This is a genomic window from Komagataeibacter sp. FNDCF1 (assembly GCF_021295335.1).
Taxonomy (GTDB): Bacteria; Pseudomonadota; Alphaproteobacteria; order Acetobacterales; family Acetobacteraceae; genus Komagataeibacter.
On record NZ_JAIWOT010000001.1, the window covers coordinates 2838164 to 2862954 of the forward strand.

Genomic DNA, 24791 nt, shown 5'->3' on the forward strand with positions numbered 1-24791 from the left:
GGCGATAGGCCTGTAATCCATCCCCTCTTCAGGAGTATTCAATCATGCAGATCGGTATTGTTGGCCTTGGCAAGATGGGCGGCAACATTTCAGTCCGCCTGACCCGTCATGGCCATGACGTAGTGGCCTATGACCGTGACCCCGCCGTTACCGCAAAGGTATGCGGGCAGGCGGATGGTGGCCGGTGCACGCCCGCCACCGGCCTTGCGGACATGGTGGGCAGGCTTTCGGGCCGGAAGGTCATCTGGCTCATGCTGCCCGCAGGTGAAGTGACGGAACAGGCGGTACAGGAACTCGGTGGCCTCATGGGCAAGGGGGACATCATCATCGATGGTGGCAATTCCTTCTACAAGGATGACATCCGCCGCGCGGCCGAACTGGTGAAGAAGGGCATCGATTATGTCGATGTCGGCACATCCGGCGGCGTGTGGGGACTGGAGCGTGGCTACTGCATGATGTACGGCGGCACGAACGACGCCACCGACCACATCGACCCGATCCTCTCCGCCCTTGCCCCGGGGGTTGGCGATATTCCGCGCACCCCGAACCGTGACAGACCCGGCTTCGACCCGCGTGCCGAACAGGGCTACCTGCATTGTGGCCCTGCCGGTTCCGGCCATTTCGTGAAGATGGTCCATAACGGCATCGAATACGGCATCATGCAGGCCTTCGCCGAAGGCTTTGACGTGATGAAGTCCAAGAACTCCAGCGAACTGCCAGAAAACCAGCGCTTCGACCTGAACATGGCGGACATTGCCGAAGTCTGGCGCCGGGGCAGCGTGGTGTCCTCGTGGCTGCTGGACCTGTCGGCCAGCGCGCTGGCGGGCAACCCGGACCTGTCGAACTACAAGGGCGACGTGGCCGATTCGGGCGAGGGCCGCTGGACGATCGAGGCTGCGATCGAGGAAGCGGTGCCGGTGCCCGTCATCACCGCATCGCTGTTCACGCGCTTCCGTTCGCGCACGGGCAACAACTTTGCCGAGAAGATGCTGTCCGCCATGCGGTTCGGCTTTGGCGGTCACATCGAGGGTACGAATAACTGACCTGCCGCCCGGTCGGTACCGGCCGGGCCATCAGGGTGCTACGCATAGGGACCCTGGCTGTTCCTGGATGAAATGACAGCGCTTAATGACTGCAACCGGAACAGCCGGCGGAGGGAGACGAGCGGAAACAGTTCAGGAATGGCAGTACCATGGAAAACATCATTGCCTCGGCGGTATCGCAGGTTGGCGACGGCGGGCCGGATTACACCCCCCGGCGCAGCCCCGCCGGCTCATTTGTCATCTTTGGTGGTGGAGGGGACCTGACGCGCCGCCTGCTGCTTCCCGCCATCTACAACCTTGCCTGCGCCGACCTGCTTGATGACGGCTTTGGCATCATAGCGGTTGACCGCGCCGAGCTGGGCGATGAACAGCTGCGCCAGAACGTGCGCGAGGCGCTGGAAGATTTTGCCGCCCGCCGCCGGGCAGATGCCGTCCCCCTGCGTGAGGATGTGTGGGAATGGATGAAGCCCCGCATCCGCTACGTGCGCGGTGACTTCGAAACCCCGCAGACCTACGGTGACGTCGCCGCCATGGTGGGGGAGCAGAACTGCATCTTCTATCTTGCCGTCGCCGCCCGTTTCTTTGGCCCCATTGTCGACCGGCTGGGGGAGGCAGGGCTGGTGCGCGAAGGGCGGCATACCTTCCGCCGCGTGATCGTGGAAAAGCCCTTCGGCAATGACCTGCCCTCGGCCGTCGCGCTGAACATGCGCCTGCTGCGCACGCTTGACGAAAGCCAGATCTACCGGATCGACCATTACCTGGGCAAGGAGACGGTGCAGAACATCATGGCGCTGCGCTTCTCCAACGGATTTTTCGAGCCGCTGTGGAACCGCCAGAACATCGACCACGTGCAGATCACCGCAGCCGAGACGGTGGGTGTGGAACAGCGCGCCCGGTTTTACGAAAGTACCGGCGCCCTGCGCGACATGGTGCCCAACCACGTCATGCAGCTTCTGGCCATGACCGCGATGGAGGCCCCGATCTCGTTCGAGGCCGATGCCGTGCGCAACGAGAAGACAAAGGTGCTGGATGCGATCCATCCCCTCTCGCCGCCCGATGTGGTGCGCGGGCAGTATGCGCCCGGCGTTGTGGGCGGCAGGGACGTGCCGGGCTACCGGCAGGAACCGGGGGTCGACCCCCATTCCCTGACCGAGACCTACATGGCCATGAAGTTCCGCATCGATAACTGGCGCTGGGCCGGGGTGCCGTTCTACGTGCGCACGGGCAAGCGCCTGGCCGCGCGCAAGACCGAGATTGCGATCCATTTCAAGTCAGCACCCTACGCCCTGTTCCGCGATACGCCGGTGGACAGGCTGACCCCCAACATCATGGTCATCCATATCCAGCCGACCGAAGGGGTGACGCTGCAGTTTTCTGCCAAGGTGCCCGGCCCCGCAGTCAGGCTGGGGGGCGTGCGCATGAAGTTCGACTATGCCGAATGGTTCAGCGAAGGTCCCAGCACCGGCTACGAGACCCTGATCTATGACTGCATGATCGGTGATGCCACGCTGTTCCAGCGCGCCGACAATATCGAAGCCGGGTGGCGCGCCGTCCAGCCGGTTCTGGACTGGGGGCAGGATGCCCGCAGCCTTGCCTTTTACGCCGCGGGCAGCGAGGGGCCTGAAGCCGCCGATGCCCTGCTTGCACGTGACCACCGCCACTGGCTCAAGATCGGATGATGCCCATGACCCCACCCGTTTCCCCCGCAGGCCGCGTGCGCCTTGTCGTGTCCGATATCGATGGCACCCTGATCACGCCCGCGCGTGAAATCACGGCCGCGGCGCACAGGGCGGCGGATGACCTGCGGGCGGCGGGCATCCGCCTCAGCCTTGTCAGCAGCCGCGCCCCGCGTGGCATGATGCAGTATGTCAGGGCATTGCGGATCGAAACCCCCATCGCCGGGCTGAATGGCGGCCTGATCTGTGATCCCGATGGCACGATCCGTGAGCGGCTGTCGCTTGATGCGCAGGCTGTGCGCACGGCTGTGGAATTCCTGATCGCCCACGGGGTGGAACCGTGGCTGTTCATCGGCCATGACTGGCTGGTGCGCCGGGCGGACACGCCGCAGGTCGCTCATGAACGCGAAGTGGTGCAGACCACGCCTGTACAGGTGGATGACTTTGCCGGGCATTACACCGATGTGGGCAAGATCATGGGTGTCGCATCCGATCCTGCCGCCCTGCCGGGGGTGGAGCGCGACCTTGCGAACCTGCTGGGGGGGCAGGCGAGCGTACACCGTTCGTCACCCATTTACCTTGATATCACGCACCCTCGGGCGAACAAGGGCTATGCGGCAAAAGAACTGGCGCATCTGCTCGATACTGATATCCGGGATACGGCATGTATCGGGGATATGAACAACGATATTCCCATGCTGAAGGAAGCCGGGGTCAGCATTGCCATGGGCAATGCCCCCGACAACGTGAAGGCCCATGCCCGCTTCGTGACGAAGCCCAATACCGACGATGGATGGGCCTTCGCGATGGAAAGTTTTGTACTGCCCCGCACCTGATGATCGTGCGGCACAGAAGGGAGAGTTGAACATGCCCCAGGACGCTGCCGGGACCCCGGCCAGCCAGATCAGGCTGGTACTGGCCGATGTGGATGGCACACTGGTCACGAAGGACAAGATCCTGACACCACGCGCGATCCGCGCCGTCGAACGCCTGCGCGAACGGGGCATCCTGTTCACCATTACCAGCGGCCGGCCACCCAAGGGCATGAAGATGGTGATCGACCCGCTGAAAATCTCGGAGCCGATCGCGGGCTTCAACGGCGGCATGATGGTCCGGCCCGATTTTACCGTGATCGAGGCCCGCACGCTTCCGGCCGACACGGCACGCAGGGTGATCGGCATCATCCGTGACCACAAGGCCGACCCGTGGGTCTATGATGGCAATGACTGGATCGTCTCCAGAGTCGATGCGCCCCATGTCGCGCGCGAACAGTGGACGGTCAAGTTCCCGCCCGTGGTGGGCGATGTGGAGGCAAAGCTGGACCAGGTGGTCAAGATCACCGGCGTCAGCGACGATCTCGATCTCATGAAGCGGCTCGAGCATGATCTCCAGCAGGCGCTGGGCGATACGGCGTCGGCCGCGCTGTCGCAGCCGTACTATGTGGACGTGACCAACAGGGACGCCAACAAGGGCGGCGTGGTGATGGCGCTCGAACGCCTGCTGGGCATTCCCGCCAGCCAGATGGTGACACTGGGCGACCAGCCCAATGACGTGCTGATGTTCCGCAAGAGCGGCATGTCCATCGCCATGGGGCAGGCCAGCCCCGAGGTGCAGAAGCAGGCGACCCATGTCTCGACATCGTGCGAGGAGGAAGGATTCGCCAATGGAATCGAGAAATTCGTGCTGGGGGATGCATGACATGACAGGTGGACATGATGTGAAAACGGGCGCGATGGTGGTCCTGCCCGATTCCGAGGCCATTGCGCAGCACATGGCGAAGTGGCTGACGGAACAGGCGCTGGCGAAAAAGGGCGGCCCGTTCGTGATCGCGCTTTCGGGCGGGTCCACGCCAAAGCGGCTGTACCAGATTCTTGCATCTGCTGAATACCGTGACCGTTTTCCATGGGCGGACACGCAGTTCTTCTTTGGCGATGAACGTTTCGTGCCGGAGAGTGATACGGCCAGCAACTACAACATGGTCGAGACCGAAATGCTGGCACATGTAAAGGTGCCGCCCGCCAACGTGCACCCCATGCCCACATCGGGCGACCCGGCGCAGGCGGCGGCGCAATACCAGGCGGAACTGGAGAAGGTATATGGCGGCAGGGTGCTGCAACCCGGCCGGCCGCTGTTTGACGTGGTGATGCTGGGGCTGGGGGATAACGGGCATACCGCCTCGCTCTTTCCACGCCAGCCGGTGCTGCAGGAAAAGAAGCTGTGGGTCTCGACCTGCGTGCCCGATGACGCGCCCCATACCCGCATCACGCTGACCTATCCCGCCATCCATTCCAGCCGCCACGTGGTGTTCATGCTGGCGGGTGCCGGCAAGCGCGAAGCCTTTGCAAAGGTGCGTGCCGGCGACCCGGCGGAACCCGCCAGCCACATCACGACCGAAGGCGAACTCATCTGGCTTATGGACAAGGCGGCGGCGGGGCAATAAGTGCGTTTGACGGACCTGGCCCCGCAGATGCATCACGGCCAATAAGAACGACGGGGCACCCACGGCAGGGATGCCCCGCAGAAGAGGAAACAGCGCATGTCCACCCAGAATACGGACCCCAGGGCAGAACTGAAACGCAAGGCCGCGATCGAGGCCGCCGACATGGTGAAGGACGGCATGGTGGTCGGCCTTGGTTCGGGCAGCACATCCGCCTTCATGATCGAGGAACTTGGCCGCCGCTGGGCTGAAGGGCTACGGTTCTGCGCCATTCCCACATCCGAGCGCTCGGCCGAGCAGGCGCGCTCGCACGGGATCAGGCTGGTGACGTTCGCCACCCACCCGCAGATCGACCTTGATATCGACGGCGCGGATGAAGTGGAGCGCGGGACGCTGAACCTGATCAAGGGACTGGGCGGCGCGCTGTTCCGGGAGAAGATCGTGGCCGCCGCTTCACGCCGGTTCGTGGTGGTGGTGGATGACAGCAAGCTGGTGGACCGGCTGGGGGCGAAGGTACCCGTGCCGGTGGAAGTCGCCAATTTCGGCTGGACCTCCACCATGCGCCAGCTTGAGGCGCTGGGTGCGAAAGTGACCCAGCGGCTGGACCGCAGCGGCAATGTATTCGTGACCGATGGGGGGAACATGATCCTTGATTGCCATTTTGGCGAGATTGCCGATTCGTGCGCCCTGCAGCGCCAGCTCGGGCAGATCGTGGGCGTGATCGAGACCGGCCTGTTCATTGGCCGCACGTCCGAAGTGATCGTGGCCACCGCCGATGGCCTGCAGAGGCTGCACGCGGCATGACGGGCAGGGCATTGCAGGATCAGGGCGTCCGGCCGCTGGTCCTGGTCATCATGGGGGTGTCGGGCTGCGGCAAGACGACCCTGGCGGTAGGGCTGCACAACCTGCTGGGCTGGCCTTATCAGGAAGGCGACCTCCTGCACCCGCGCGCCAATGTGGAAAAAATGGCGGCGGGCATTCCCCTGACCGATGCCGACCGCCTGCCATGGCTGGAAAGCTGCCATGAATGGCTGCTGGAGCGCGTCCGGTCGGGGCAGGGGGGTATCCTGACCTGTTCGGCGCTCAAACGCTCCTATCGCGACCTGCTGCGCGGGGATGGGGCGACCGGTATTGTATTCGTCTATCTGGAAATACCCGAGGATACGCTGCATGACCGCCTGCAGCGCAGGCGGGGGCATTACATGCCCGCCAGCCTGCTGCCCAGCCAGCTTGCAACGCTGGAGCCGCCCACACCCGATGAGCATCCGGTCGTGGTGCATCTGGAAGCAACGCCTGCCGAACTGATTGCCGAGACCCTGGGCCTGCTGAAAGAGAAATTCCCGGAACGCTGACGGATTATTCCAAGGCAATCCATTGATAAAGGATGAGAAAAGTTTCTGGCCGTCGCTTTTTCAAAAAGGCGGCGTGCCGTGAAGCTTTTTGAAAAAAGGCTTCACCAGAAAACGTCCTTATGATGTGCGGGAGATTTCGTGGGCAGCATTCTGACACTGACCAGCCGGGCAAGGAACTGATGACCCGCTCTCCCGCCGTACTGTTCGTCTGCATGGGCAATATCTGCCGCTCCCCACTTGCGGAAGCCGCATTCCGTGATGCGGCCCGGCGGGCGGGGATGGATGTGGTGGTTGATTCGGCCGGTACGGGCAACTGGCATGCCGGTTCCGCGCCGGACCGGCGCGCCTGTGCGGTTGCCCTGCGCCATGGCATGGATATCAGCCGCTACCGCGCACGCGTGGTGCGCCCTGCGGATTTTGAACGCTTTACTCATATCGTGGCGCTGGATCACGCCAATCTGGCTCACCTGCGCGCCATGCGGCCTGCGGGCAGTCACGCGCGCCTGTCCCTGCTGCTGGACCATGTGCCCGGCAGGCAGGGCCATGCCGTGGCTGATCCGTATTATGGTGATGCCAGCGGGTTTGACACCACGTGGCGGGACGTTACGGCCGGGGCCGAAGCCCTTGTGGCCATGCTGAAGGGCGGGACGTGACCCGTCTTGCCCGGCATGGGGCCGCCCTGCTGGGTGGGCAGCTCTGGAACTGGCACCCGCTGCAGGGTGGTGATCTGGCGCAGACACTGCTGGTCTATCTCAATGACGGGCGCCGGGTCGTGGTCAAGAATGGCCCCGATCCGATGGCGGAGGCCACCATGCTGCGCACGCTGGGCCAGACCGGCGCGCCGGTGCCCGAGGTGCTGGCGGTGGATGGGGACGCGCTGGTGCTGCAATACCTGCCCGCCGATGGCCCGCTTGCCCCCTGCTGGGGTGATCTGGGGCGCGTACTGGCGCAGGTGCATACCGGCAGGCCGCCAGAAGGGGCAACCCGTTATGGCTGGGGCACGGATTACGCGCTGGGCACGCTGCCAGTGACGAATGCGTGGACGGACACATGGCCCCGCTTCTGGGCCGAGCATCGTATTGGCGTGCACCTGGCGCATGTGAACATTGATCTTGCCCATCAGCTTGAGCGGCTCATGCACCGCCTGCCGGATCTGCTGCCCGCCACACCCGCGCCCAGCCTGCTGCATGGTGACCTGTGGGGCGGGAACGTGCTGGTCTCGGCCCGGCGGGTGACCGGGCTGATCGACCCCTGCTGCCATTATGGTCATGCGGAGGTGGATCTTGCCACAGCCGGGGTGTTCGATCGGCCCGCCGCCGCCTTCTTCATGGCCCATGGGCCGCTGGAGGCGGGATACGAGGCACGGTTTGCCATCTACCGGCTCTGGATTGCGCTGGTGCACCTGCGGCTGTTTGGCGCGACCTACCGGCCCCTTGTGGCGCATTGCCTTGATGGTGCGGGCGTGGGGTAAGGTATCGCGCGACTGTATGGCAGGGCCGCAATCACAAAGATTTTCGGGTGCCGCCTTTTTTCAGAAAGTGCGGCGTTTCTTGAAGCTTTACTGGGAAAAGCTTCACCAAGAACTTTTTTCTGATTTTTGGTATTTCTTGTAGGGAGGGGCTTTATTGAAGCCATGCCATAAAATGGCGCGAGTGACGGGGCTCGAACCCGCGGCCTCCGGCGTGACAGGCCGGCGCTCTAACCAACTGAGCTACACCCGCATCCGCTGCCGCCCTGAGGCTGCAACCGTTCGGTGAAAGGGCAAATAACAGGCTGCCCCCGACATGGCAACAGGGCAGGCAAAAAAAAACGCCACGACAGTGAAGTTCATGGCGTTTTTCCAGTGGTGGGGCGGGGTCAGGCAGGCAGTTCCACGCCATCCAGCGTCACGGCAATGGCGCTGACGGTGGCGGCAATGCGCACCGCCGTCTGCACATGCTCGGTGGTCAGGCCCGCCGCGCGCAGCTGGCGTTCATGGCTTTCCATGCACAGCCCGCAGCCGTTGATGGCGGAAACCGCCATGGCCCACAGCTCGAAATCCACCTTGTCCACGCCGGGGTTGTTGATGATGTTCATCCGCAGGCGGGCGGGCAGTTTGGCATAATCGCCGCCCACAAGGTGCACGAAACGGTAATAGACATTGTTCATGCCCATGATGGCCGCCGCCGCCCGCGCCGCTTCCAGTGCCCCGGGGGTCAGGCGGGGGCCGTATTCGGCTGTCAGGGCATGGGTTACGGCCGGGTTGCGCGCCGCGATGGCGCAGGCGATGAACGTGCCGCCCAGCTGCTGTGGCGTAAGCACGATGTCATTGGCAAGCGAGCCGAGGTTGAGCTTCAGGTCCTTGGCGTAGTCCGGCAGCGCGGCCTTGATGGAATCGATCGACATGGAATGTGTCCGTAGGCTGGGGCCTGTGCCTGCCCCATTACGTGGCCGTGCGGGCAGGAAAGGGCGGTGTGCGGGTGGTGTGGGCCTGATGTGGCGCGCATGCGCCCTGCACGGGCATCAGCCCCGTGCAGGCGCACACGCACCGGGTCTTCATGCCTTGATGAAGTCGTCGCCCTTGTTCCAGTTGCACGGGCACAGCTCATCGCTCTGCAGGCCGTCCAGGATACGCAGGATTTCCTGCGGGTTGCGGCCAACCGACAGGTCATTGACGCTGACATGGCGGATGATGCCCTGCGGGTCGACAACGAAGGTCGCGCGGTAAGCCGCACCGGCCTGCTGCGACATGACGCCACAGCTTTCGATCAGCTCGCGCTTGATGTCGGACAGCATCGGGATTTCGAGGTTCTTCAGTTCGTCATGGTGCAGGCGCCAGTTCAGGTGCACGAAGGCGCTGTCGATCGACACGCCGTACACCACGGTGTCACGGTCCTTGAACTCACCGGCCAGCTTGCCGAATGCCACGATCTCGGTCGGGCAGACGAAGGTGAAGTCGAGCGGCCAGAAGAACACAACCTTCCACTTGCCCGCATCCGATTCGTCCGTGATCTGCACGAACTCGCCCTTCAGCCCTTCGGGGCCGCCGGGCACGGCGCTCAGGTTGAAGGCGGGAAACTTGTCACCGATTGTCAGCATATCGCGTAGGCTCCTGTTGGGGATCATTGGGTGGGGCGGGCTTTGCCGTCGCCCCGGAGCCTGTATCTATGCCGGTGATGATGCTATCATACCAGTGAATTATTTATATATGCATGATCGGAATTATCGATGCTTCCGATGCCCTCTGCCCAACAGCTCCGCTATCTTGTAACCCTTGCCGAACTGCGTCATTTCGGGCGTGCCGCGCGGGCCTGTGCCGTGACACAGTCCACGCTTTCGGCCGGTATCCTGGCCCTTGAGCGGCAGATGGATGTCAGGCTGCTGGATCGTGACGTGGGCAAGAAGGTCGTGTTCACCCCGGTGGGGGACAAGGTGATCATCCGTGCGCGCACCGCCCTTGCCGCCCTGCAGGGCGTGCTGGACGTGGCCGTGGCCTCGCGGGAGCCGATGAGCGGTCTGCTGCGCATCGGCGTCATTCCCACCATCGGGCCGTTTGTCATGTCATCGCTGGTGCGCAGGCTGCCACAGGCCTACCCGCAGCTTCGCCTCTGCCTGAACGAGGACGTGACGCATAACGTCATGGCCAAGCTGGGCATGGGGCGGCTGGACCTTGTGCTGCTGGCCATGCCATGGGACTGCGCGGATAACGAGATCCTGCCGCTGTGGCGTGATCCCTTCATGCTGGTCATGCCGCACGACCATCCGCTGGCGCAGCTGCCGGTGGTGCCGGTGCGCAATATCGTGCGTGAACGGATGATCTTGCTGGAAGATGGTCATTGCCTGCGTGACCAGACGCTGGCCATGTGCCGGCAGGTGCGTGGCTGGACCCCGCCGGTGGACGAGGCGGAATGCGCCGTGACCTCGCTGCATACCATGGTGGAAATGGTGGCCGCGGGCATGGGGCTGGCCCTGCTGCCGCAGCTTGCGGTCGATTCCCCGCTGCTGGATGGGCAGAATCTGGCGGTCCGCCCCGTGACGGGCGCGCAGACATGGCGTACCATCGGTCTGGCATGGCGCCCGCGTTCGCCGCGCACGGCGGATTTTCATACCATCGCCCCGTTTTTTGTGCCGGATTCGATCACACAGGCGAATTCCCTTCTGTAAATCGGCGCGGAATCCGGTAGCGGAGTTGACTCCGGGCGCTGTCAGGGGTATTCGGGCGCCTCTTTTGCAGTATGTCGCTGCTAGTCGAGGGTCGGATCATGAAAATCAGAAACAGCCTGAAATCGGCCAAGGTTCGGGACAAGGACTGCCGTGTGGTCCGTCGCCGTGGCAAGGTCTATGTCATCAACAAGAAGAACCCGCGCATGAAGGCCCGTCAGGGCTGATTGCCGGACGGCCTTGACCGTCAGGTTCATCTTTGGACAACGGCAGAGCCGCGCAGGCAGGTTTTTTGTAACCTGCATGCGTGGCTTTTCGTGCGTACCCCCGATCCTGCTTGCCCTGGCGGCACCGGCCCGGGCAGATACCCCGTCCGCCCATGGGGTGGACCGGCATGCAGGTCCCGCATCCAGGTCATCCGCGCATCACGCGGATAAAACCCCGGCCGAACCTTCGCTGGCGGATCTGGAAAGCGAAATGGCCCATGTCACCACAACCCGTGGGGCGCGCGACCTGCTGGGCCGGATCGAGGCCCTGCGGCTGAAGGATCTGGCGCCCACGACCGGCCTGCTGCTCAGACGCGCGCAGGATGATCTCGACGCCCAGCGCCCGCTGGATGCCGTGCAGGACATGGATGACGCCCTGCTGCTCCAGCCGGATGTGGAAGTGCTGTGGCGCAACCGTGCGCAGGCGCGTCTTGCCGCCCGCAACCCCGACGGAGCGGTGGCTGACCTGGGCGTGGCCCTGCATCATGACGGGCGCGATGTGATGGCGTGGAAGATCCTTGAGGACACCGAGGAACAGCGTGGCGACTGGCAGGCAGCCTGGAAAGCCTGGCAGCACGTGATCCAGCTTGATCCCACCATCCCCGATGCTGACCATGAGACGCAGCAACTGCGCCTGAAGGCTTTTGGCCAGCCGACCTGAGCGGTAATGCTCATCCCCGTTCTTATGATTGATAAATAGTAAAATTTTCTGGGTGCCGCCTTTTTTTCAAAAAGACGGCGTTCTTCTGAAGCGTTTTGAAAAAAGCTTCACCAGAAACTTTTCCGGGTCTGTAGCATGTCAGGCGGGCAGGGGGTTGTCCCCTGCCCGATCCAGCGGAGTCAGCGATCCGTCAGGCGGAATTCGATGCGCCGGTTACGGGCAAAGGCTTCCGGCGTGGTGCCCCTGTCCAGCGGCTGGTAATCAGAAAAGCCGGTTGCGGCCAGATGGTGCGGGTCGATGCCCTCGGCAATCAGCAGCTTGACCACGGTAATGGCGCGGGCTGATGACAGTTCCCAGTTGCTGGGGAAGGCCGAGTGGATGGGCTGGCGGTCGGCATGGCCATCCACGCGCAGGATCCAAGGCACATCAGCCGGAATCTGCCCGGCGACCTGCCGCAGCGTCTTGGCCAGCACCCTGATTTCCTGCACACCCTCGGGTGAGAGGTCGGCACCGCCGGGCGGGAACAGCACCTCGCTCTGGAACACGAAGCGGTCCCCCACGATCTGCACGCCCTTGTGGTCCTGCATCACGCTGCGCAGGCGACCGAAGAATTCGGAGCGGTACTGCTGCAGTTGCTCCACCTTTTTCGCCAGCGCGACATTGAGCTGCATGCCCAGATTGCCGATCTGGCGGTCACGGTCCCGCACCGCGGTCTGGCTTGCTTCCAGCGCGGCGGCAAGTGCCGCCAGCTGGTCATTGAGCTGGGCTACCTGTGTATCAAGGGCCGTGGCATGGGCCTGCGCGCTGTCGCGCTCGCTGGTCTGCTGGTTGAGCTGGGCGGTGAGTGAGGTGGCGGTGGCCATATCCTCATCATGCGCCTTGTGCAGGCTGGCCACCTCGCCCTGCAGGGCGGTTGTATGGCTGTGTTCGAGCGAGAGCATCTGCCCCAGCCGGGCCACTTCATGTTCCAGCTGGTCGAGCGCCTGCTGGCGCTTGTTCAGCGCAACCGACAGGAACGCCTGCCCCAGCACGAAAACAAGCAGGACGAATATGATGACCATAAGCAGTGTTGACAGCGCATCAACATAGCCAGGCCACGCATTCAGTTCGGAACGGATAGAACGACGGGAGCGGCGCGCCATGGGGTGAACCTTGCGTTGATCTGCGGTCAGGAAGCGGTGTGGTTCGTTCCGGGGGCGCTTGCGGCAATGGTGCGCGCAAGCAGGCGCAGGTCATTGCGGATGTCTGTCGCCATCTGTTCACGCCCGGCGGCCGATTCCTGCACCAGCCGCGCCAGCAGGGATTCGATGCCCTGCAGGTGTTCCTCCCCCCGGCTGTCGGCCAGGGCGGCCAGGCGGTCGTTCAGCGCGGTCAGCAGGCGCTGTTCCTGTGCGCGCGTCTCCTCGCTGCGGGCCAGCAGGGTCTGCAGTTTTTCCATGTTCTCGGCCGTGTGCTCCAGCAGCGCCTGCACATAGGCCGGAATCGTGGCGTCATTGCCGCCCACCTGCAGCCCGCCGGCGGACAGGCGGGTGATGGTGGCCAGCCATTCCTCCAGTTCATTGAAGAAGCGCGTCTGCGCCTGCCCGGCCGTAAGGTCCAGGAAGCCCAGCACAAGCGCGCCCGCCAGGCCGAACATGGAACCGGAAAAAGCGGTGCCCATGCCATGCAGCGGTCCCGCCAGCCCGGCCTTTAGCTGGTCGAACATGACATTCGTGTCCCCGCTGCCCACGGTCATGTTGCCGATCACGTCGGCAATGGAACCCACAGTCAGCAGCAGGCCATAGAACGTGCCCAGCAGGCCCAGGAAAATCAGCAGTCCCGTCAGGTAGCGCGAGAGTTCACGCCCCTCGTCCAGCCGGGCGGACAGGCTGTCGAGCAGCGACTGCATGACCGGGGCGGACAGGGTCAGCCTGCGACCCTTGTCATGGGTTGCCAGCATCGACGCCATGGGGGCTAGCAGGCGTGGCGGCGGCGGGGCGGTCAGTCCTTCGCGCGGGTGGCGCAGGATGTTGACCCAGCGCACTTCGGGTATCAGGCGCAGGATCATGGTGATGTTCCACACAATGCCCAGCAGCAGGATGCCGACAATCAGCCCGTCCAGCCACGGATTGTTGCAGAAGGCCTGATACAGTGTGGAAGAAAGCAGGGCTGTGACAGCCCCGACGGCCAGAAGGAAAAGCAGGACGCGTACTAGATAGGTCGTCGGTCGTGTCACGCAGGGATTTCCTTAACGCGGGGGTGGAGTGGAGGATGTCGAGGCCACCACACCGGAACGGGTGACGTCAACACAATCCGCACCGGCGCCCTGCGCATTTTCCCCCGGCAGGCCCACAGCCCGCACATAGATGCGCGTGGGCGCCGTTCCCGCATGGATCAGCACCGAACGGGCCGCCAGTCCGCGTGACAGCGCAACCCGCCGTGGTGTCGAGGGATCATCGGGGCGTCCCTCGCCATAGGCCACGATGTTGATGTGCTGGTCCGGCAGCTTCTGCATGACCGTGGCAAATGTCTGCAGTGCCGCGATCATGCGCGGGTTCATGTCGGCGGACTGTGTCGCGAAGTGCAGGCGCGTGCCCCCGGTCAGCTTTTCCGCCCGCCCGCGGGCCTGCGCGTCGGCCTTTACTTCAGGCGGGGGGGCAAAGGGGTGTGCGGGCACATGCAGTTCGGGCGGACGCAGTACCGGGTTCGCGGGGGGCTGGGCGGCGACAGGGGGCAGCGACGCTATGGCGGCGGGTGAGGCAATGGCCGTGGCCGGGGCGTGGCTGCCGGGAATGTCGTGATTCGTGTTCTCCCCCGTATCGCCACCGGCCGTGCTGTCGCCCTGTGACGCGGACAGGCTGCCCCCGCTGGGCAGCAGGGCCGGACGCCTGGGCGGCCCCAGCGCGTCAAGCGCGCCTTTGCTGGTCGTGACCTGTGCATGGGCGCCCATGCCGGGGCCAGGCAGGCCGCAGGCCACGGCGCCCAGCACGGCAAGCCCGCGCAGGAAGCCCTGGGGCAGGACCCGTCGGAAAAGGGAAAGGGTTATGTACTGCATCGTGACCGGCAGGCTACCGGGCGATGGGGGACGGCGCAATCGGCAAAGAGCGGACCGGGCGCGCCATCAGGCATCAGCCGATGCTGCTGGCGACCAGTTCGCGCAGGTGGCCGTGCAGGTGCGTGTTGCCCGCCACCGTGTCGATCGAGGCGCCAAGGTCGTTGAGGTCAACGCCCTCGGGGTCGGTGGCGTAGCCCCCGGCCTCACGCACCAGCAGGATACCGGCGGCGCAGTCCCATGGCTTGATGCCCAGTTCCCAGTAGCCATCGTAGCGACCGGCCGCAACCCATGCCAGGTCAAGGGCGGCAGCACCGAATCGGCGGATGCCGGCCACCTGCGGCATGAGCGCGCCCAGTGTGCGGGCGAATGACAGGCGGTTGCGCGCCGAGACCTTGGCAAACGGGATGCCGGTGGCGAACAGCGCCTCGTTCATCGACCGGCGGCCCGAGACGCGCAGGCGGCGGTCGTTGAGGAACGCACCAACCCCCTTTTCCGCCCAGAACATCTCGTTGGCGGCGGGGTTGTAGACCAGCCCCGCCACGATCTCGATCGTGCCATCGGGCAGGCGGCGCTGCAGGCCGATGGAAATGGCCCAGTGCGGAATGCCATGCAGGAAGTTGCTCGTGCCATCCAGCGGGTCGACCACCCACCGCCATGTCCACCCCTCGTTCCCGGAAGCGCCGCTTTCTTCCATCAGGAAGGCATAGCCGGGACGCGCGCGGGCCAGTTCCTCGCGGATGGCGGTTTCGGCCCGCAGGTCGGCCTGCGACACGAAATCGCCCGGGCCCTTGATGCTGACCTGAAGCTGCTCGACTTCATTGAAGTCACGCAGAAGACGGCGTGCGGCCTTCTGGGCAGCGTTCTGCATCACCGTCATATGGGGAGAGAGTCGCATTGCCACGGTGATCGGTCCTGTCTGGTTCGTGCGGTGGGATAGAAGTGTTCGGTGGATGGAAAACCGGCCCCTGCCGGAGTGCGGGCACCCCGGCGGCCGGCTGCGGTCAGGACTTGGCGCGCTCGACGTAGCTGCTGTCCTCGGTGCGGACCACGATGCGCTCACCCGCTTCGATGAAGGGGGGCACCATGGTCTTCACGCCATTGGACAGGCGTGCGGGCTTGTAGGACGAGCTTGCCGTCTGGCCCTTCACCACGGGATCCGCCTCGACCACTTCCAGCGTGACCTGCGCCGGCAGCACGACGCCAACCGGGTCGCCTTCCACCAGGTTCAGGATCAGGGTCATGTTGTCCTGCAGGAACGGCGCCTGGTCACCCAGCAGTTCCAGCGGCAGCAGCAGCTGTTCGAACGTCTCGGGGTCCATCAGCACGATGTTGTCGCCGTCCATGTAGGAGTAGGTGTATTCCTTCTCCTCGGTCATCAGGCGTTCAACGGTGTCGGCGGTGCGCCAGCGCTCGTTGGTCTTGTTGCCGGTCTTGAGGTCGCGCATCTCCACCTGGATGAACGCGCCGCCCTTGCCCGGGGTGATGATCTGCTGCTTGAGGACCGTCCAGCGACGGCCGTCGTGCTCAATAACCTGTCCGGCGCGGATCAGGTTTGCCTGCTGCTTCATGGTGGTCCCTGTATGGTTGTGGGAAGTATGGCGGTTCGGCTTCTAACGCCCCGCGCGCCTAAGGGCAAGGTTGGGGGCTGTCTTTTCGCCCGCGTTTTACCCGCGTTCACGCGCAAGCCGGTGGATTGTGCCATCGGGCGCCGTTGCATGCAGGGTGCCGTCGGAACCTTCGTGCAGGTACCCGGGTGCGATCGGTACCTTGCCGTGGCCACCGGGAATATCCAGCACGTAGGTCGGCCACGCAATGCCCGTCACCCGCCCGCGCAGGCCGGCCAGCAGGCGCTGCCCCTCCCGTATGGGGACATGAAAGCGCGCGGTGCCAGGGGCGGGGTCAAGCTGGTGCAGGTAATAGGGGCGGATGCGGGCGGCTACCTGGGCGCGCAGCAGGCCTTCGAGCGCTTCGGGAGTGTCATTCACCCCGCGCAGCAGCACGGACTGGCCCAGCACGGGAATGGCGCGGACCTGCACCCGCCGTATCGCCGCGCATGCCTGCGGCGTAAGTTCGCGCGCATGGTTGACATGTACGACAAGCCACATGGAGCGTGTGGTCTCGAGCGCCGCCGCCATTTCCTCATCCAGCCGCCCGGGGTCGGCCACCGGCACGCGGGAATGGATGCGGATGGTGTGGATGTGGTCCATGCCCTCCAGCGCCTGGATGATGGCGCGCATGCGGCGGGGCGAAAGCATGAGCGGGTCGCCACCGGTCATCACGACTTCATGAATGCCGGTATGGGTGCGCAGCCAGTCCAGCGCGCGGGTCAGTGCCGCATCATCCAGCACGCCCCCGCCGGGGCCGACATGTTCGCGGCGGAAGCAGAAGCGGCAGTAGAGCGGACAGACCAGCAGCGGCTTGAGCAGCGCGCGGTCGGCATAGCGGTGCACGATGCCCGGCACGGGGGAGAGCGCATCATCGCCGATCGGGTCGGGGTCTTCCGTCGTATCCGCATGGATTTCGGCGCCATCGGGTATGACCTGCCGGCCGATCGGGTCATCGGGTGTGCCGATCAGGTCGGCAAAGGCAGGCGGGATGGCGGTGGCGTACTGCCGGGCCACGTCCTCCAGTGCCGGAACCTGCGTGGGTGTGATCAGCCCTGCCGCCAGCAGGTCGGCCACGCTGCGCAGCGTGCGGGGCGCGGTGGCGGATGGGGGACGGGGGGGATTGACCGCGGATGTCATGCCGGGGCTGTACTGTGCCGGCCTGCCTGCCGCAACCGGAGATCCTGCCTCATGGTCGATTCTGTCCCCTGTCATCGCGATCCGGCCCGCATTGCCGACCGTCTTCCGTTCCTGCTGCGGCGCAATCTCGTGCTGCGGGGCATACGGGCGTTTTTTGACGCGCGTGGCTATGTGGAGGTGGAAACCCCCTGTGCCGTGCCGACTCCGGGCGAGGAAGTGCATTTGAAGGTATTCCGCACCGAGCGGGAAACGGTGGACGGCGCCCGCCAGCCATTATGGCTGCACACCAGCCCGGAATTCGCCATGAAGCGCATCGTGGCGGCGACGGGCCTGCCCGTATACCAGCTTGCGCGGGTCTGGCGTAATGCGGAAGGCAGCAGGCTGCATGCGCATGAATTCACCATGCTGGAATGGTACCGCCCCGGCGCCACGCTGGCCAGCCTGATGGACGAGACGGAAGCCCTGCTGCGCGCCGTGCTGCCGCCCGTGGTCAGGGTGGGGGGGGACATGATCGGCATTGCCCCGGCATTCGAGCGGCTGAGCGTGGCCGATGCCTTCCACCGTTATGCCGGCGTGGACATTCTGGCGACCGGGGACGATGCCCCGGCGCTGGCCCGTGCGGCGGGCTGCGCCCTGCGGCATGGCGAGACGTGGGAAGACCTGTTCTTCCGCCTGATGATGGCGCGTGTCGAGCCCCATATCGGCCGCACGTGCCCGACCTTCCTGACCCACTGGCCCGCAAGCCAGGCGGCGCTGGCGCGGCGTGATCCGGCCGACCCGCGCGTGGCGCTGCGTTTCGAGCTGTATGCGGGCGGGATCGAGCTTGCCAATGCGTTCGAGGAACTGACCGACAGCACCGAGCAGCGCCAGCGCTTCATAGCCGACCGGGCGCGACGGCAGGCGTCATACCCGCATGAGGCGGGTCTGGACTGGCCCATGGACGAAGCCTTTCTGGCCGCACTTGATGGCCTGCCGCCATGTGCGGGCATCGCCCTGGGGTTTGACCGGCTGGTCATGCTGGCAGCGGGCACCGGGCGTATTGCCGATGTGCAGTGGCTGGGAGAAGGATGACAGGAGTGCCGGGGGCCGCTTTTTTCAAAAAGACAGCGTTCCCTGATGCTTCTTGAAAACGCTTTGCCAGAAACTTCCCTTTACTGCCCGGACGCGCCTTCAGGCGTCTTCCGCCGCCGCAATGGCCGCGTTCATGGCGCGCACGCCCGCGCCCGGCCCCTCGGGGTGGGACCAGACCGCGCTGATCACCGACAGGAAATCCGCCCCCGCCCGCACCAGCGTGCCGCAGTTGCCGGGTGTGATGCCACCAATGGCCACGACCGGCAGTTCGATCATGCTGCTCCACCATGTCAGCAGCGCGGGATCGGCACGGACCTCCGTTTCCTTCGAAGGGGAGGGGAAGAACGCGCCGAACGCCACGTAATCCGCCCCTGCCTCACCCGCGCGTAGCGCCATGTCGCGGCTGTCGTAGCATGAGACCCCCAGCTGCAGGTCATCACCCAGAATGCGCCGCGCGGTGGCCGGGTCCCCGTCTTCCATGCCCACATGCGCGCCATCGCACCCGCAGGCTACCGCAAGATCGGGGCGGTCATTGAGAATGAAGGCCACGTTACGGGCATGGGCAATGGGCTGGAGCACGTCCACCGCGTGGCGGATCGCATCATCCGGCACGTTTTTCAGGCGCAGCTGCACGGCTGCAACCGGCCCCGCATCCAGCGCTTCGGCCAGATGCGGCGCAAAGGCGGCGGGATCGAGCGATTCGGGTGTGATGAGGTAAAGCTGGCAATCGGTCATGTCGCACTGATCCTATGCCACCAGGCGGGCGGCGAACAGCCCCGCATCGCATGCGTCCGGACAGGGCATGATGACAGGGCCTGATGAGAATGGCGGGGCGGCTAGGGGGACAGGTGGGCGCGCAGGTATCGCGCCAGTGCCGCCTCCGCCCCGGATGGGGGCAGGTCCAGCGCCACGGGGCGCACGTCCAGCACATGCCCGCCTGTAACCCGTGCCAGCGACCGCAGCGCGTGAAGCTGCGCGGGGGAAGCCTGCACGATGACCCCATCCAGCCCCGCCCGCAGTCCCGCCGCGGCAAATCCCGCCGCCTGCCCGCAGTCGAGCAGTGCCGGCAGCGTGCACCCCGCCACCACCGCCCGCCACCACCCCACCCCCATGAAGCATCCGGCACCGGGGGGGGAAACTACGGTGCACCCGGTGCGTAACGACAGGGCCAGTGCCGTGACCAGCGCCACATCCGCCGCGCGGGCCACGGTTACGTACGGCCGGGTTCCATGCACGGCGGCGGGCATAGAATGGTCATGTTTGTCGATCATGCTTGACGTTGAAACCACACCGCGCGATCAGTGCAAGGGGAGGAATGAGGGAAAGGATGAACGTGTCTGACATTATCATGCCACCGGAACAGGAAGAGGCGCGCACGCCCCCGGCCTCCGGGCAGGACCCGGCAGACCGTCTCGAACTTGCCCTTAACCGCATTGCCTTCGCCCTTGACCGCAATGCGGAGCGGGCTGCCATCGCCTCCCCGGCCAAGCCGGATGTGGACCTGCAGGCGCTGGCCGCCAACATCGATGTCCTGATCGCGCGCGTGCGTGACGTGCTGGGCGCGGATGACCCTGCTGGCGGAAAGGAATAGCCCATGAGCCAGGTTACCGTACGCATAAACGGTTTTTCCTATGCGGTGGGATGCAAGGAAGGGCAGGAAAAGCACCTGCAGGCCATGGCGCAGGAAGTCGAGCGCCGGATCGACCATATCCGCACGCTGGGCGGCCATAGCGGGGAGGGGCGGCTGCTTGCCCTGGCGGCGCTGCTCATGGCCGATGAGATCCATGACCTGACGGCGGCAAGGATGTCGTCCGACACGGCCTACCAGCTGGCGCAGGGAAAGCAGGCGCGAATCGAGAATGAACACCGCCGCGAACAGCTGGCCTATCTGGTCGAACGCGCGGAAAGCATTGCAGCCGAACTGGAAGAAGAGTAAATGGAAAGGGCGGGGCTGCCCGGTGCGTCAGGCATGATTCAACCCCTGGGCCGATAAGCACTTCCTAGGGAGCTGGCACTGTCGTGATCGTGGTCACGTTATCTGGCGCCCACCTGCGTCAGCAGGTCCGGGAGGGCTGATCCGACCAACGGCCATGGCGGCTCCGTAATACCGTTTTTCAAATGACTTCACCTTCCCCCGAATCGTGGCCGGTAACACAGGCCAAGCAGGCGCTCCGCCGGGAGATGGCGCACCGGCGCCAAGCGTTCGTTGCCAGCCCCCACCATGACATGATCGAAGATGGCCTGCGCCACCGCATGGCCCATGTGCTGCGCCGTACGGCCCGGCCGGGGGAATGCCTGGCCATGGTCTGGCCACTGGCGGGGGAATGCGACCTGCGCCCGGTCATGCATGCCCTTCATGCCGACGGGCTGTCCATCGCCCTGCCCGAAACACCGCCCCGGGGGCATCCGCTTGTCTTCCGGCTGTGGCAGCCCGGGTGCTCCATGCAGTCGGGGCGCTATGGCACCAGCCATCCGGACGGGCCGGTCATGCGGCCCGATGTGATATGCGTGCCGCTGCTGGCTTTTGACCGGCGTGGCATGCGGCTGGGCTATGGCGGGGGATATTACGACCGCACGCTGGCCAGCCTGCCCGGCGCGCGGCAGGTGGGATTTGGCCATTCCTTTCAGGAAGTGACATGTATTCCCACCGGTCTGTATGATGTGGCATTGCCCGCGATCGTGACCGAGCGTGAATGGATCCGGTGTGGCATGAACGGGCGCATACGGTAAAAAAGGCTGTTTTCTTGAGAATTCTGTTTCTGGGTGACATTGTCGGGCGCGTCGGGCGTGAGGCTGTTATTTCCCGCCTGCCTACCCTGCGGCGCGATCTTGCATTGGATCTGGTGGTGGTGAATGGTGAAAACGCAAGCCATGGTTTTGGTCTCTCACCCGCCATTGGCCGTGACCTGCTGGCTGCGGGGACCGATGTCATTACGCTGGGCAACCATAGCTGGGACCGGCGCGACCTGATCGGCCATATCGGCAGCGAACCCCGCATCATCCGTCCCGCCAACTATCCACCCGGCACGCCGGGGCAGGGCAGCTTCATGGTGGAACTGGTGGATGGCCGCAGGGCGCTGGTGGTCAGCATCATGGGCCGCCAGTTCATGGATGCGATGGACGACCCCTTCCGCTCGGTAAGCGAAATCCTTTCCCGCCACCGGCTGGGTGTCACCATGCATGCCGCCGTGGTGGACGTGCATGCCGAAGCCACGAGCGAGAAATGGGCCATGGGCCATTTCCTTGATGGCCGCGTCTCGCTGGTCATCGGCACCCACACCCACACCCCCACGGCGGACCACCGTATCCTGTCCGGTGGCACCGCCTTCCAGACCGACGCGGGCATGTGCGGCGATTATGACAGCGTGATCGGCATGGGCAAGGAGGCGGCGATTGCCCGCTTCGTGCGCAAGATGCCCGGTGACCGCCTGCAACCCGCCGAAGGGGATGCCAGCATTGCCGGCATGATGGTGGAAACCGATGACGCCACCGGCCTTGCCCGCCGCATGGCCCCGGTGCGCCAGGGCGGTCATCTGGCCCCCACGCTGCCTGATTTCTAAAGAAAAGAAGTTTTTGGTGAAGCTTTTTGCCAAAAAGCTTCAAAGAATGCCGCCTTTTTTCAAAAAGGCGGCACCCAAAAACTTTTATTATTTAATAATTATCGGAAAGCGGGTTCATCAAACCCGCGCAGCTTGCGCGAATGCAGGCGGTGCACCCCCTGCGCGCGCAACTGCTGCATGGTCTCGATTCCCACCACCAGATGCTGGCGCACCCGCTCGCGGTAGAAGGCATTGGCCATGCCGCGCAGCTTCAGTTCCCCATGCAGCGGCTTGTCCGATACGCACAGAAGCGTGCCGTAGGGCACCCGGAAGCGGAAGCCATTGGCGGCGATGGTGGCCGATTCCATGTCCACCGCAATGGCGCGGGATGTGTTGATGCGGGTGAACAGCGCGCCCAGCCGCAGTTCCCAGTTGCGGTTGTCCGTGGTCATGACCGTGCCGGTACGCAGGCGTGTCTTGACCTCGGCATCATGCAGGCCGGTCACGCGCGCGGTCACGTCCTGCAAGGCCATCTGCACTTCCGCAATGGGGGGTACCGGCACCCAGGGCGGCAGGTCGTCATCCAGCACATGATCATCGCGCAGGTAGCCATGCGCCAGCACGTAGTCCCCCAGCTTCTGGCTGCGGCGCAGCCCCGCGCAATGCCCGACCATGAGCCAGCAATGCGGGCGCAGCACGGCCAGGTGGTCGGTAATGGTCTTGGCGTTGGCGGGGCCGACGCCAATGTTGATCAGTGTGATGCCATCACCATCGGGGCGGCACAGGTGGTAAGCGGGCATCTGCGGCAGGCTCTGGCCCGCATGGGTGGGGGCATGGGGTGTGTGGCGGGTGTGGATGATCTCCCCCGGTTCGACAAGGGCGGTGTATTCCGGTCCTGCATCCACCTGCGCATGGCCATATTCCCGGAACGCATCCACGTAACGCTGGTAATTGGTCAGCAGGATGAAGCGCTGGAAATGGCGTGGCGCGGTGCCGGTGTAATGGTGCAGCCGTGCCAGCGAGTAATCGGTGCGCGCCGCCGTGAACAGCGCCAGCGGGCGTGGTGTGTCGGGGCGGGGGATGTATTCGCAGTTGGCGATCGTATCATCGGTCACATGCAGGTCCGGCAGCGTGAAATGCGACTGGATCCATGCAAGATCGGCTTCCGTGAGCGATGTCACGGCATCTTCCATTACGTAAGGCAGCGGGATCGGCTGGTGCGACAGCCCGACCCGGACCGGGGTGTCGTAGTGGTGCAGCAGGCCTGCGATCTGCTCGCGCCAGTAATCGGCAAACAGGGCGGGGCGGGTCAGCGTGGTGCCATAGAAGCCCGGCTCCAGCACCACATCGAATGGCGGGCGCGGCCCGTCGGGTGGCAGCGCGGCCTGGGGTGTGAAGGCAAGATAGGGATAGACCGCCTCTTTCAGCCCCGTAGTGTCACGGGTGGTGAAGGCATGGCGGATCAGTTCTGCTGCATGGTCATACAGCCGGGTGATGTGGGCCACGGCACCGTCTGCAGTGTCAAAGGCGCGGAAGTCACGCCCGACTTCGCGCAGGAGGGCGGTTGTGTCCATGATGGCGGTTACTCCCTGGTTCCGCACCGCCTAGCGGCGGATCAGGATGTAGTTAATGGTCAGGTCGATGGGGAAGGTATCGCCCTGCATGTCCGGCGGTACGGGGGGAAGCTGGGCATTGCGGAACATGCCAACCGTCGCGGCATCAAGGTAGTAGGAACCTGACTGGCCGGTCAGGCGCACCTTGGTCACATGGCCATCGCGGTCCAGTTCCACATGTACGGAAGAGGGGCCTTCCTCGCCCGCGCGGGCGGCTTCCTCGGGGTAGTACATATGGCTGCGGATCCAGCGGTCCAGTTCACTGCCATAATCCTCGCTCACGCCCCGGATCTGGGTGTTGGTGGAATAGGGGGCATTGATTTTGCCGTTCTGGACCACCGGCCCGAGCGACAGGTCGATCGGCCCCCCCGTGCCCCCCGCGCGCCCGTGCTGGTTGCGGCGTGGCAGGGGCGAGGACGAAAGCGCCCAGTTGCGCGGATGCTGGAGCGGGGCATACCGCCCGGCCGGGGACTGGCTGTGTGACTGCTGGGCCGGATGGTTGCCGTGGCCCGAACTCTGCATGGAGGGATTGAATTCGTCATGCCGTTCGGCCTGCGGGACCGACAGGTCGGACGGTGCCTCGCTCATGGGCGGGGCGGAGGGGGTTTCCGGCGTGGGTGTGTTGGGGGAGGGGGAGGATTCCTCATCCTGTGTCTGCGGGTTCTGGCTGTTGTCCTGGGCGGTGGGCTGGCTCTGCTCCTGCTGCTGGCGCGGTGCGTTCTGTCCGCCGGCCATGTCGGGTGAGGACTGGCCCTGCAATCCGCTGGAGGTGGGGGGCGAGAACACCATCTCCACCTGTGGTTCCGACTGTGTGGCGTTGGGGGAACCATGCTGGCTGTGATGGGCGGATTCGATCAGTACCGCCGCCAGCAGCGCGGCATGCAGCAGTCCCGATACGGCCATGGCCCGGCCGGGACCGGGCGTCTCGATCGTGTCGGGACGGATCAGGCCCGACATGGTGGGCCGCAGCTTGCGGTACCCCGCGTGCGGCGGCACGACGGCGCCCGGCAGCAGGCGTTCGCGCCGGGGGGGCACGTACTCCTTCTCCGCCACGGGGCGGGGCGGGGTGCCGCCCGGTTCCGTGTGGCGCGGGATCAGCACGGGCTCCACGGCATTGCGCCGCCGGGAGGAGGGACTGAGTGTCACCGTCATGAAAGACTACGGGTCTCCGCCATAGGGGTCTGTTCGTGGGGGCCGCGTGCCTGCCCTGTTATA

29 protein-coding genes, 1 tRNA gene and 1 other RNA gene are annotated in these 24791 nt (G+C 64.8%); 18 read left to right on the top strand and 13 right to left on the bottom strand.

What is annotated here, in order from left to right; genetic code table 11:
• The first annotated feature begins 44 nt into the window (after positions 1-44).
• From gnd to LDL32_RS13395, 9 genes are all read left to right on the top strand, one after another.
• Entirely contained in the window at positions 45-1043 is a 999-nt protein-coding gene (gene gnd / locus LDL32_RS13355; RefSeq protein ID WP_233067714.1) for a phosphogluconate dehydrogenase (NAD(+)-dependent, decarboxylating), read from the top strand.
• Positions 1044-1192: 149 nt separating this feature from the next.
• The gene (zwf, locus tag LDL32_RS13360; protein ID WP_233067715.1) at positions 1193-2722 is read left to right on the top strand and encodes a glucose-6-phosphate dehydrogenase; all 1530 of its coding nucleotides are present in this window, start codon (positions 1193-1195) and stop codon (positions 2720-2722) included.
• Positions 2719-3555 carry a Cof-type HAD-IIB family hydrolase gene (locus LDL32_RS13365; protein WP_370636702.1) on the top strand — a complete coding sequence of 279 codons (837 nt, stop codon included), beginning with the start codon at positions 2719-2721 and terminating at the stop codon, positions 3553-3555. The genes zwf and LDL32_RS13365 overlap by 4 nt, the downstream gene beginning before the upstream one ends.
• A 31-nt stretch (positions 3556-3586) precedes the next feature.
• Entirely contained in the window at positions 3587-4417 is an 831-nt protein-coding gene (locus LDL32_RS13370) for a Cof-type HAD-IIB family hydrolase (RefSeq protein ID WP_233067717.1), read from the top strand.
• Entirely contained in the window at positions 4410-5159 is a 750-nt protein-coding gene (gene pgl / locus LDL32_RS13375; RefSeq protein WP_233068908.1) for a 6-phosphogluconolactonase, read from the top strand. Before LDL32_RS13370 ends, pgl begins: the two co-directional genes overlap by 8 nt.
• 96 nt (positions 5160-5255) lie before the next feature.
• Entirely contained in the window at positions 5256-5960 is a 705-nt protein-coding gene (gene rpiA, locus LDL32_RS13380) for a ribose-5-phosphate isomerase RpiA (RefSeq protein WP_233067719.1), read from the top strand.
• Complete coding sequence (locus LDL32_RS13385; RefSeq protein WP_233067721.1) at positions 5957-6508, top strand: gluconokinase; 552 nt, start codon at positions 5957-5959, stop codon at positions 6506-6508. The genes rpiA and LDL32_RS13385 overlap by 4 nt, the downstream gene beginning before the upstream one ends.
• Before the next feature lie 179 nt (positions 6509-6687).
• The gene (locus LDL32_RS13390; RefSeq protein WP_233067723.1) at positions 6688-7161 is read left to right on the top strand and encodes a low molecular weight protein-tyrosine-phosphatase; all 474 of its coding nucleotides are present in this window, start codon (positions 6688-6690) and stop codon (positions 7159-7161) included.
• Positions 7158-7979, top strand: coding sequence for a fructosamine kinase family protein (locus LDL32_RS13395; protein ID WP_233067725.1), 822 nt, complete (start codon positions 7158-7160; stop codon positions 7977-7979). The genes LDL32_RS13390 and LDL32_RS13395 overlap by 4 nt, the downstream gene beginning before the upstream one ends.
• Positions 7980-8152: 173 nt before the next feature.
• On the opposite strand, the gene LDL32_RS13400 is transcribed toward LDL32_RS13395, so the two are convergent.
• The 3 genes from LDL32_RS13400 to LDL32_RS13410 all read right to left on the bottom strand — a co-directional run bounded on the left by LDL32_RS13400 (position 8153) and on the right by LDL32_RS13410 (position 9586).
• Positions 8153-8229: transfer RNA gene (locus LDL32_RS13400), tRNA-Asp, on the bottom strand.
• A 136-nt stretch (positions 8230-8365) separates the two neighbouring features.
• Positions 8366-8893, bottom strand: coding sequence for a carboxymuconolactone decarboxylase family protein (locus LDL32_RS13405; protein WP_233067727.1), 528 nt, complete (start codon positions 8891-8893; stop codon positions 8366-8368).
• 150 nt (positions 8894-9043) lie between these two features.
• On the bottom strand, positions 9044-9586 hold the full coding sequence (locus LDL32_RS13410; protein WP_233067729.1) for a peroxiredoxin: 543 nt from the start codon (positions 9584-9586) through the stop codon (positions 9044-9046).
• Between the two features lie 129 nt (positions 9587-9715).
• Between LDL32_RS13410 and LDL32_RS13415 the strand changes: the two genes are divergently transcribed.
• From LDL32_RS13415 to LDL32_RS13425, 3 genes are all read left to right on the top strand, one after another.
• Positions 9716-10651, top strand: a complete 936-nt coding sequence (locus LDL32_RS13415) for a hydrogen peroxide-inducible genes activator (RefSeq protein WP_233067731.1) — start codon at positions 9716-9718, stop codon at positions 10649-10651.
• 98 nt (positions 10652-10749) lie between these two features.
• Positions 10750-10875, top strand: a complete 126-nt coding sequence (gene ykgO / locus LDL32_RS13420; RefSeq protein WP_003617324.1) for a type B 50S ribosomal protein L36 — start codon at positions 10750-10752, stop codon at positions 10873-10875.
• Positions 10876-10888: 13 nt separating this feature from the next.
• A complete protein-coding gene (locus tag LDL32_RS13425) occupies positions 10889-11575 on the top strand; it encodes a M48 family metallopeptidase (protein ID WP_233067733.1) in 687 nt (228 codons plus the stop codon).
• A gap of 179 nt (positions 11576-11754) precedes the next feature.
• On the opposite strand, the gene LDL32_RS13430 is transcribed toward LDL32_RS13425, so the two are convergent.
• The 6 genes from LDL32_RS13430 to LDL32_RS13455 form a co-directional block, all read right to left on the bottom strand.
• On the bottom strand, positions 11755-12717 hold the full coding sequence (locus LDL32_RS13430; protein ID WP_233067735.1) for a peptidoglycan -binding protein: 963 nt from the start codon (positions 12715-12717) through the stop codon (positions 11755-11757).
• A 26-nt stretch (positions 12718-12743) separates the two neighbouring features.
• Complete coding sequence (locus tag LDL32_RS13435) at positions 12744-13790, bottom strand: flagellar motor protein MotA (protein ID WP_233067737.1); 1047 nt, start codon at positions 13788-13790, stop codon at positions 12744-12746.
• A 12-nt stretch (positions 13791-13802) separates the two neighbouring features.
• Positions 13803-14609, bottom strand: a complete 807-nt coding sequence (locus tag LDL32_RS13440; protein ID WP_233067739.1) for a hypothetical protein — start codon at positions 14607-14609, stop codon at positions 13803-13805.
• Positions 14610-14682: 73 nt separating this feature from the next.
• Positions 14683-15504: an inositol monophosphatase family protein gene (locus tag LDL32_RS13445; RefSeq protein ID WP_233068910.1), complete on the bottom strand. Its 822-nt coding sequence runs from the start codon at positions 15502-15504 to the stop codon at positions 14683-14685.
• 106 nt (positions 15505-15610) lie between these two features.
• On the bottom strand, positions 15611-16177 hold the full coding sequence (efp, locus tag LDL32_RS13450) for an elongation factor P (RefSeq protein WP_233067741.1): 567 nt from the start codon (positions 16175-16177) through the stop codon (positions 15611-15613).
• A 96-nt stretch (positions 16178-16273) separates the two neighbouring features.
• Positions 16274-17353: a lysine-2,3-aminomutase-like protein gene (locus LDL32_RS13455; protein ID WP_233068912.1), complete on the bottom strand. Its 1080-nt coding sequence runs from the start codon at positions 17351-17353 to the stop codon at positions 16274-16276.
• Between the two features lie 51 nt (positions 17354-17404).
• On the opposite strand from LDL32_RS13455, the gene epmA reads away from it, so the two are divergent.
• On the top strand, positions 17405-18424 hold the full coding sequence (gene epmA / locus LDL32_RS13460) for an EF-P lysine aminoacylase EpmA (RefSeq protein WP_233067743.1): 1020 nt from the start codon (positions 17405-17407) through the stop codon (positions 18422-18424).
• A gap of 99 nt (positions 18425-18523) precedes the next feature.
• Here the strand turns inward: epmA and thiE are convergent, their stop codons facing one another.
• Together thiE and LDL32_RS13470 are read right to left on the bottom strand one after the other, a co-directional pair.
• On the bottom strand, positions 18524-19159 hold the full coding sequence (gene thiE, locus LDL32_RS13465; protein ID WP_233067744.1) for a thiamine phosphate synthase: 636 nt from the start codon (positions 19157-19159) through the stop codon (positions 18524-18526).
• A gap of 101 nt (positions 19160-19260) precedes the next feature.
• Positions 19261-19695: a hypothetical protein gene (locus LDL32_RS13470; protein WP_233067746.1), complete on the bottom strand. Its 435-nt coding sequence runs from the start codon at positions 19693-19695 to the stop codon at positions 19261-19263.
• 56 nt (positions 19696-19751) lie between these two features.
• Between LDL32_RS13470 and LDL32_RS13475 the strand changes: the two genes are divergently transcribed.
• The 5 genes from LDL32_RS13475 (at position 19752) to LDL32_RS13495 (ending at position 21984) form a co-directional block, all read left to right on the top strand.
• Positions 19752-20015 (top strand): hypothetical protein, encoded by a 264-nt coding sequence (locus LDL32_RS13475; RefSeq protein ID WP_233067748.1) that lies wholly within the window; start codon positions 19752-19754, stop codon positions 20013-20015.
• Positions 20016-20018: 3 nt separating this feature from the next.
• Positions 20019-20360, top strand: a complete 342-nt coding sequence (locus LDL32_RS13480; RefSeq protein ID WP_233067749.1) for a cell division protein ZapA — start codon at positions 20019-20021, stop codon at positions 20358-20360.
• A 9-nt stretch (positions 20361-20369) separates the two neighbouring features.
• A non-coding RNA gene (gene ssrS / locus LDL32_RS13485) (6S RNA) lies at positions 20370-20528 on the top strand.
• 14 nt (positions 20529-20542) lie between these two features.
• Positions 20543-21154: a 5-formyltetrahydrofolate cyclo-ligase gene (locus LDL32_RS13490; RefSeq protein ID WP_233067751.1), complete on the top strand. Its 612-nt coding sequence runs from the start codon at positions 20543-20545 to the stop codon at positions 21152-21154.
• 14 nt (positions 21155-21168) lie between these two features.
• The gene (locus LDL32_RS13495) at positions 21169-21984 is read left to right on the top strand and encodes a TIGR00282 family metallophosphoesterase (RefSeq protein WP_233067753.1); all 816 of its coding nucleotides are present in this window, start codon (positions 21169-21171) and stop codon (positions 21982-21984) included.
• 98 nt (positions 21985-22082) lie between these two features.
• Here the strand turns inward: LDL32_RS13495 and LDL32_RS13500 are convergent, their stop codons facing one another.
• Both LDL32_RS13500 and LDL32_RS13505 read right to left on the bottom strand, forming a co-directional pair.
• Positions 22083-23537, bottom strand: coding sequence for an AMP nucleosidase (locus LDL32_RS13500; protein WP_233067755.1), 1455 nt, complete (start codon positions 23535-23537; stop codon positions 22083-22085).
• 30 nt (positions 23538-23567) lie between these two features.
• Positions 23568-24728, bottom strand: a complete 1161-nt coding sequence (locus tag LDL32_RS13505; protein ID WP_233067757.1) for an energy transducer TonB — start codon at positions 24726-24728, stop codon at positions 23568-23570.
• Between the last annotated feature and the right edge of the window lie 63 nt (positions 24729-24791).

Excerpts from the sequence above, each read along its gene's own strand:
- thiE (WP_233067744.1), bottom strand. The coding sequence starts at position 19,159 with ATGACCGATTGCCAGCTTTACCTCATCACACCCGAATCGCTCGATCCC.
- LDL32_RS13455 (WP_233068912.1), bottom strand. The coding sequence starts at position 17,353 with ATGACATCCGCGGTCAATCCCCCCCGTCCCCCATCCGCCACCGCGCCC.
- LDL32_RS13475 (WP_233067748.1), top strand. The coding sequence starts at position 19,752 with ATGAACGTGTCTGACATTATCATGCCACCGGAACAGGAAGAGGCGCGC.
- LDL32_RS13385 (WP_233067721.1), top strand. The coding sequence starts at position 5,957 with ATGACGGGCAGGGCATTGCAGGATCAGGGCGTCCGGCCGCTGGTCCTG.
- LDL32_RS13500 (WP_233067755.1), bottom strand. The coding sequence starts at position 23,537 with ATGGACACAACCGCCCTCCTGCGCGAAGTCGGGCGTGACTTCCGCGCC.
- LDL32_RS13365 (WP_370636702.1), top strand. The coding sequence starts at position 2,719 with ATGATGCCCATGACCCCACCCGTTTCCCCCGCAGGCCGCGTGCGCCTT.
- epmA (WP_233067743.1), top strand. The coding sequence starts at position 17,405 with ATGGTCGATTCTGTCCCCTGTCATCGCGATCCGGCCCGCATTGCCGAC.
- ykgO (WP_003617324.1), top strand. The coding sequence starts at position 10,750 with ATGAAAATCAGAAACAGCCTGAAATCGGCCAAGGTTCGGGACAAGGAC.
- LDL32_RS13390 (WP_233067723.1), top strand. The coding sequence starts at position 6,688 with ATGACCCGCTCTCCCGCCGTACTGTTCGTCTGCATGGGCAATATCTGC.
- LDL32_RS13505 (WP_233067757.1), bottom strand. The coding sequence starts at position 24,728 with ATGACGGTGACACTCAGTCCCTCCTCCCGGCGGCGCAATGCCGTGGAG.
- efp (WP_233067741.1), bottom strand. The coding sequence starts at position 16,177 with ATGAAGCAGCAGGCAAACCTGATCCGCGCCGGACAGGTTATTGAGCAC.
- pgl (WP_233068908.1), top strand. The coding sequence starts at position 4,410 with ATGCATGACATGACAGGTGGACATGATGTGAAAACGGGCGCGATGGTG.
- LDL32_RS13490 (WP_233067751.1), top strand. The coding sequence starts at position 20,543 with ATGACTTCACCTTCCCCCGAATCGTGGCCGGTAACACAGGCCAAGCAG.
- LDL32_RS13445 (WP_233068910.1), bottom strand. The coding sequence starts at position 15,504 with ATGCGACTCTCTCCCCATATGACGGTGATGCAGAACGCTGCCCAGAAG.
- LDL32_RS13410 (WP_233067729.1), bottom strand. The coding sequence starts at position 9,586 with ATGCTGACAATCGGTGACAAGTTTCCCGCCTTCAACCTGAGCGCCGTG.
- LDL32_RS13370 (WP_233067717.1), top strand. The coding sequence starts at position 3,587 with ATGCCCCAGGACGCTGCCGGGACCCCGGCCAGCCAGATCAGGCTGGTA.
- gnd (WP_233067714.1), top strand. The coding sequence starts at position 45 with ATGCAGATCGGTATTGTTGGCCTTGGCAAGATGGGCGGCAACATTTCA.
- rpiA (WP_233067719.1), top strand. The coding sequence starts at position 5,256 with ATGTCCACCCAGAATACGGACCCCAGGGCAGAACTGAAACGCAAGGCC.
- LDL32_RS13480 (WP_233067749.1), top strand. The coding sequence starts at position 20,019 with ATGAGCCAGGTTACCGTACGCATAAACGGTTTTTCCTATGCGGTGGGA.
- LDL32_RS13430 (WP_233067735.1), bottom strand. The coding sequence starts at position 12,717 with ATGGCGCGCCGCTCCCGTCGTTCTATCCGTTCCGAACTGAATGCGTGG.
- LDL32_RS13440 (WP_233067739.1), bottom strand. The coding sequence starts at position 14,609 with ATGCAGTACATAACCCTTTCCCTTTTCCGACGGGTCCTGCCCCAGGGC.
- LDL32_RS13415 (WP_233067731.1), top strand. The coding sequence starts at position 9,716 with ATGCTTCCGATGCCCTCTGCCCAACAGCTCCGCTATCTTGTAACCCTT.
- LDL32_RS13470 (WP_233067746.1), bottom strand. The coding sequence starts at position 19,695 with ATGATCGACAAACATGACCATTCTATGCCCGCCGCCGTGCATGGAACC.
- zwf (WP_233067715.1), top strand. The coding sequence starts at position 1,193 with ATGGAAAACATCATTGCCTCGGCGGTATCGCAGGTTGGCGACGGCGGG.
- LDL32_RS13405 (WP_233067727.1), bottom strand. The coding sequence starts at position 8,893 with ATGTCGATCGATTCCATCAAGGCCGCGCTGCCGGACTACGCCAAGGAC.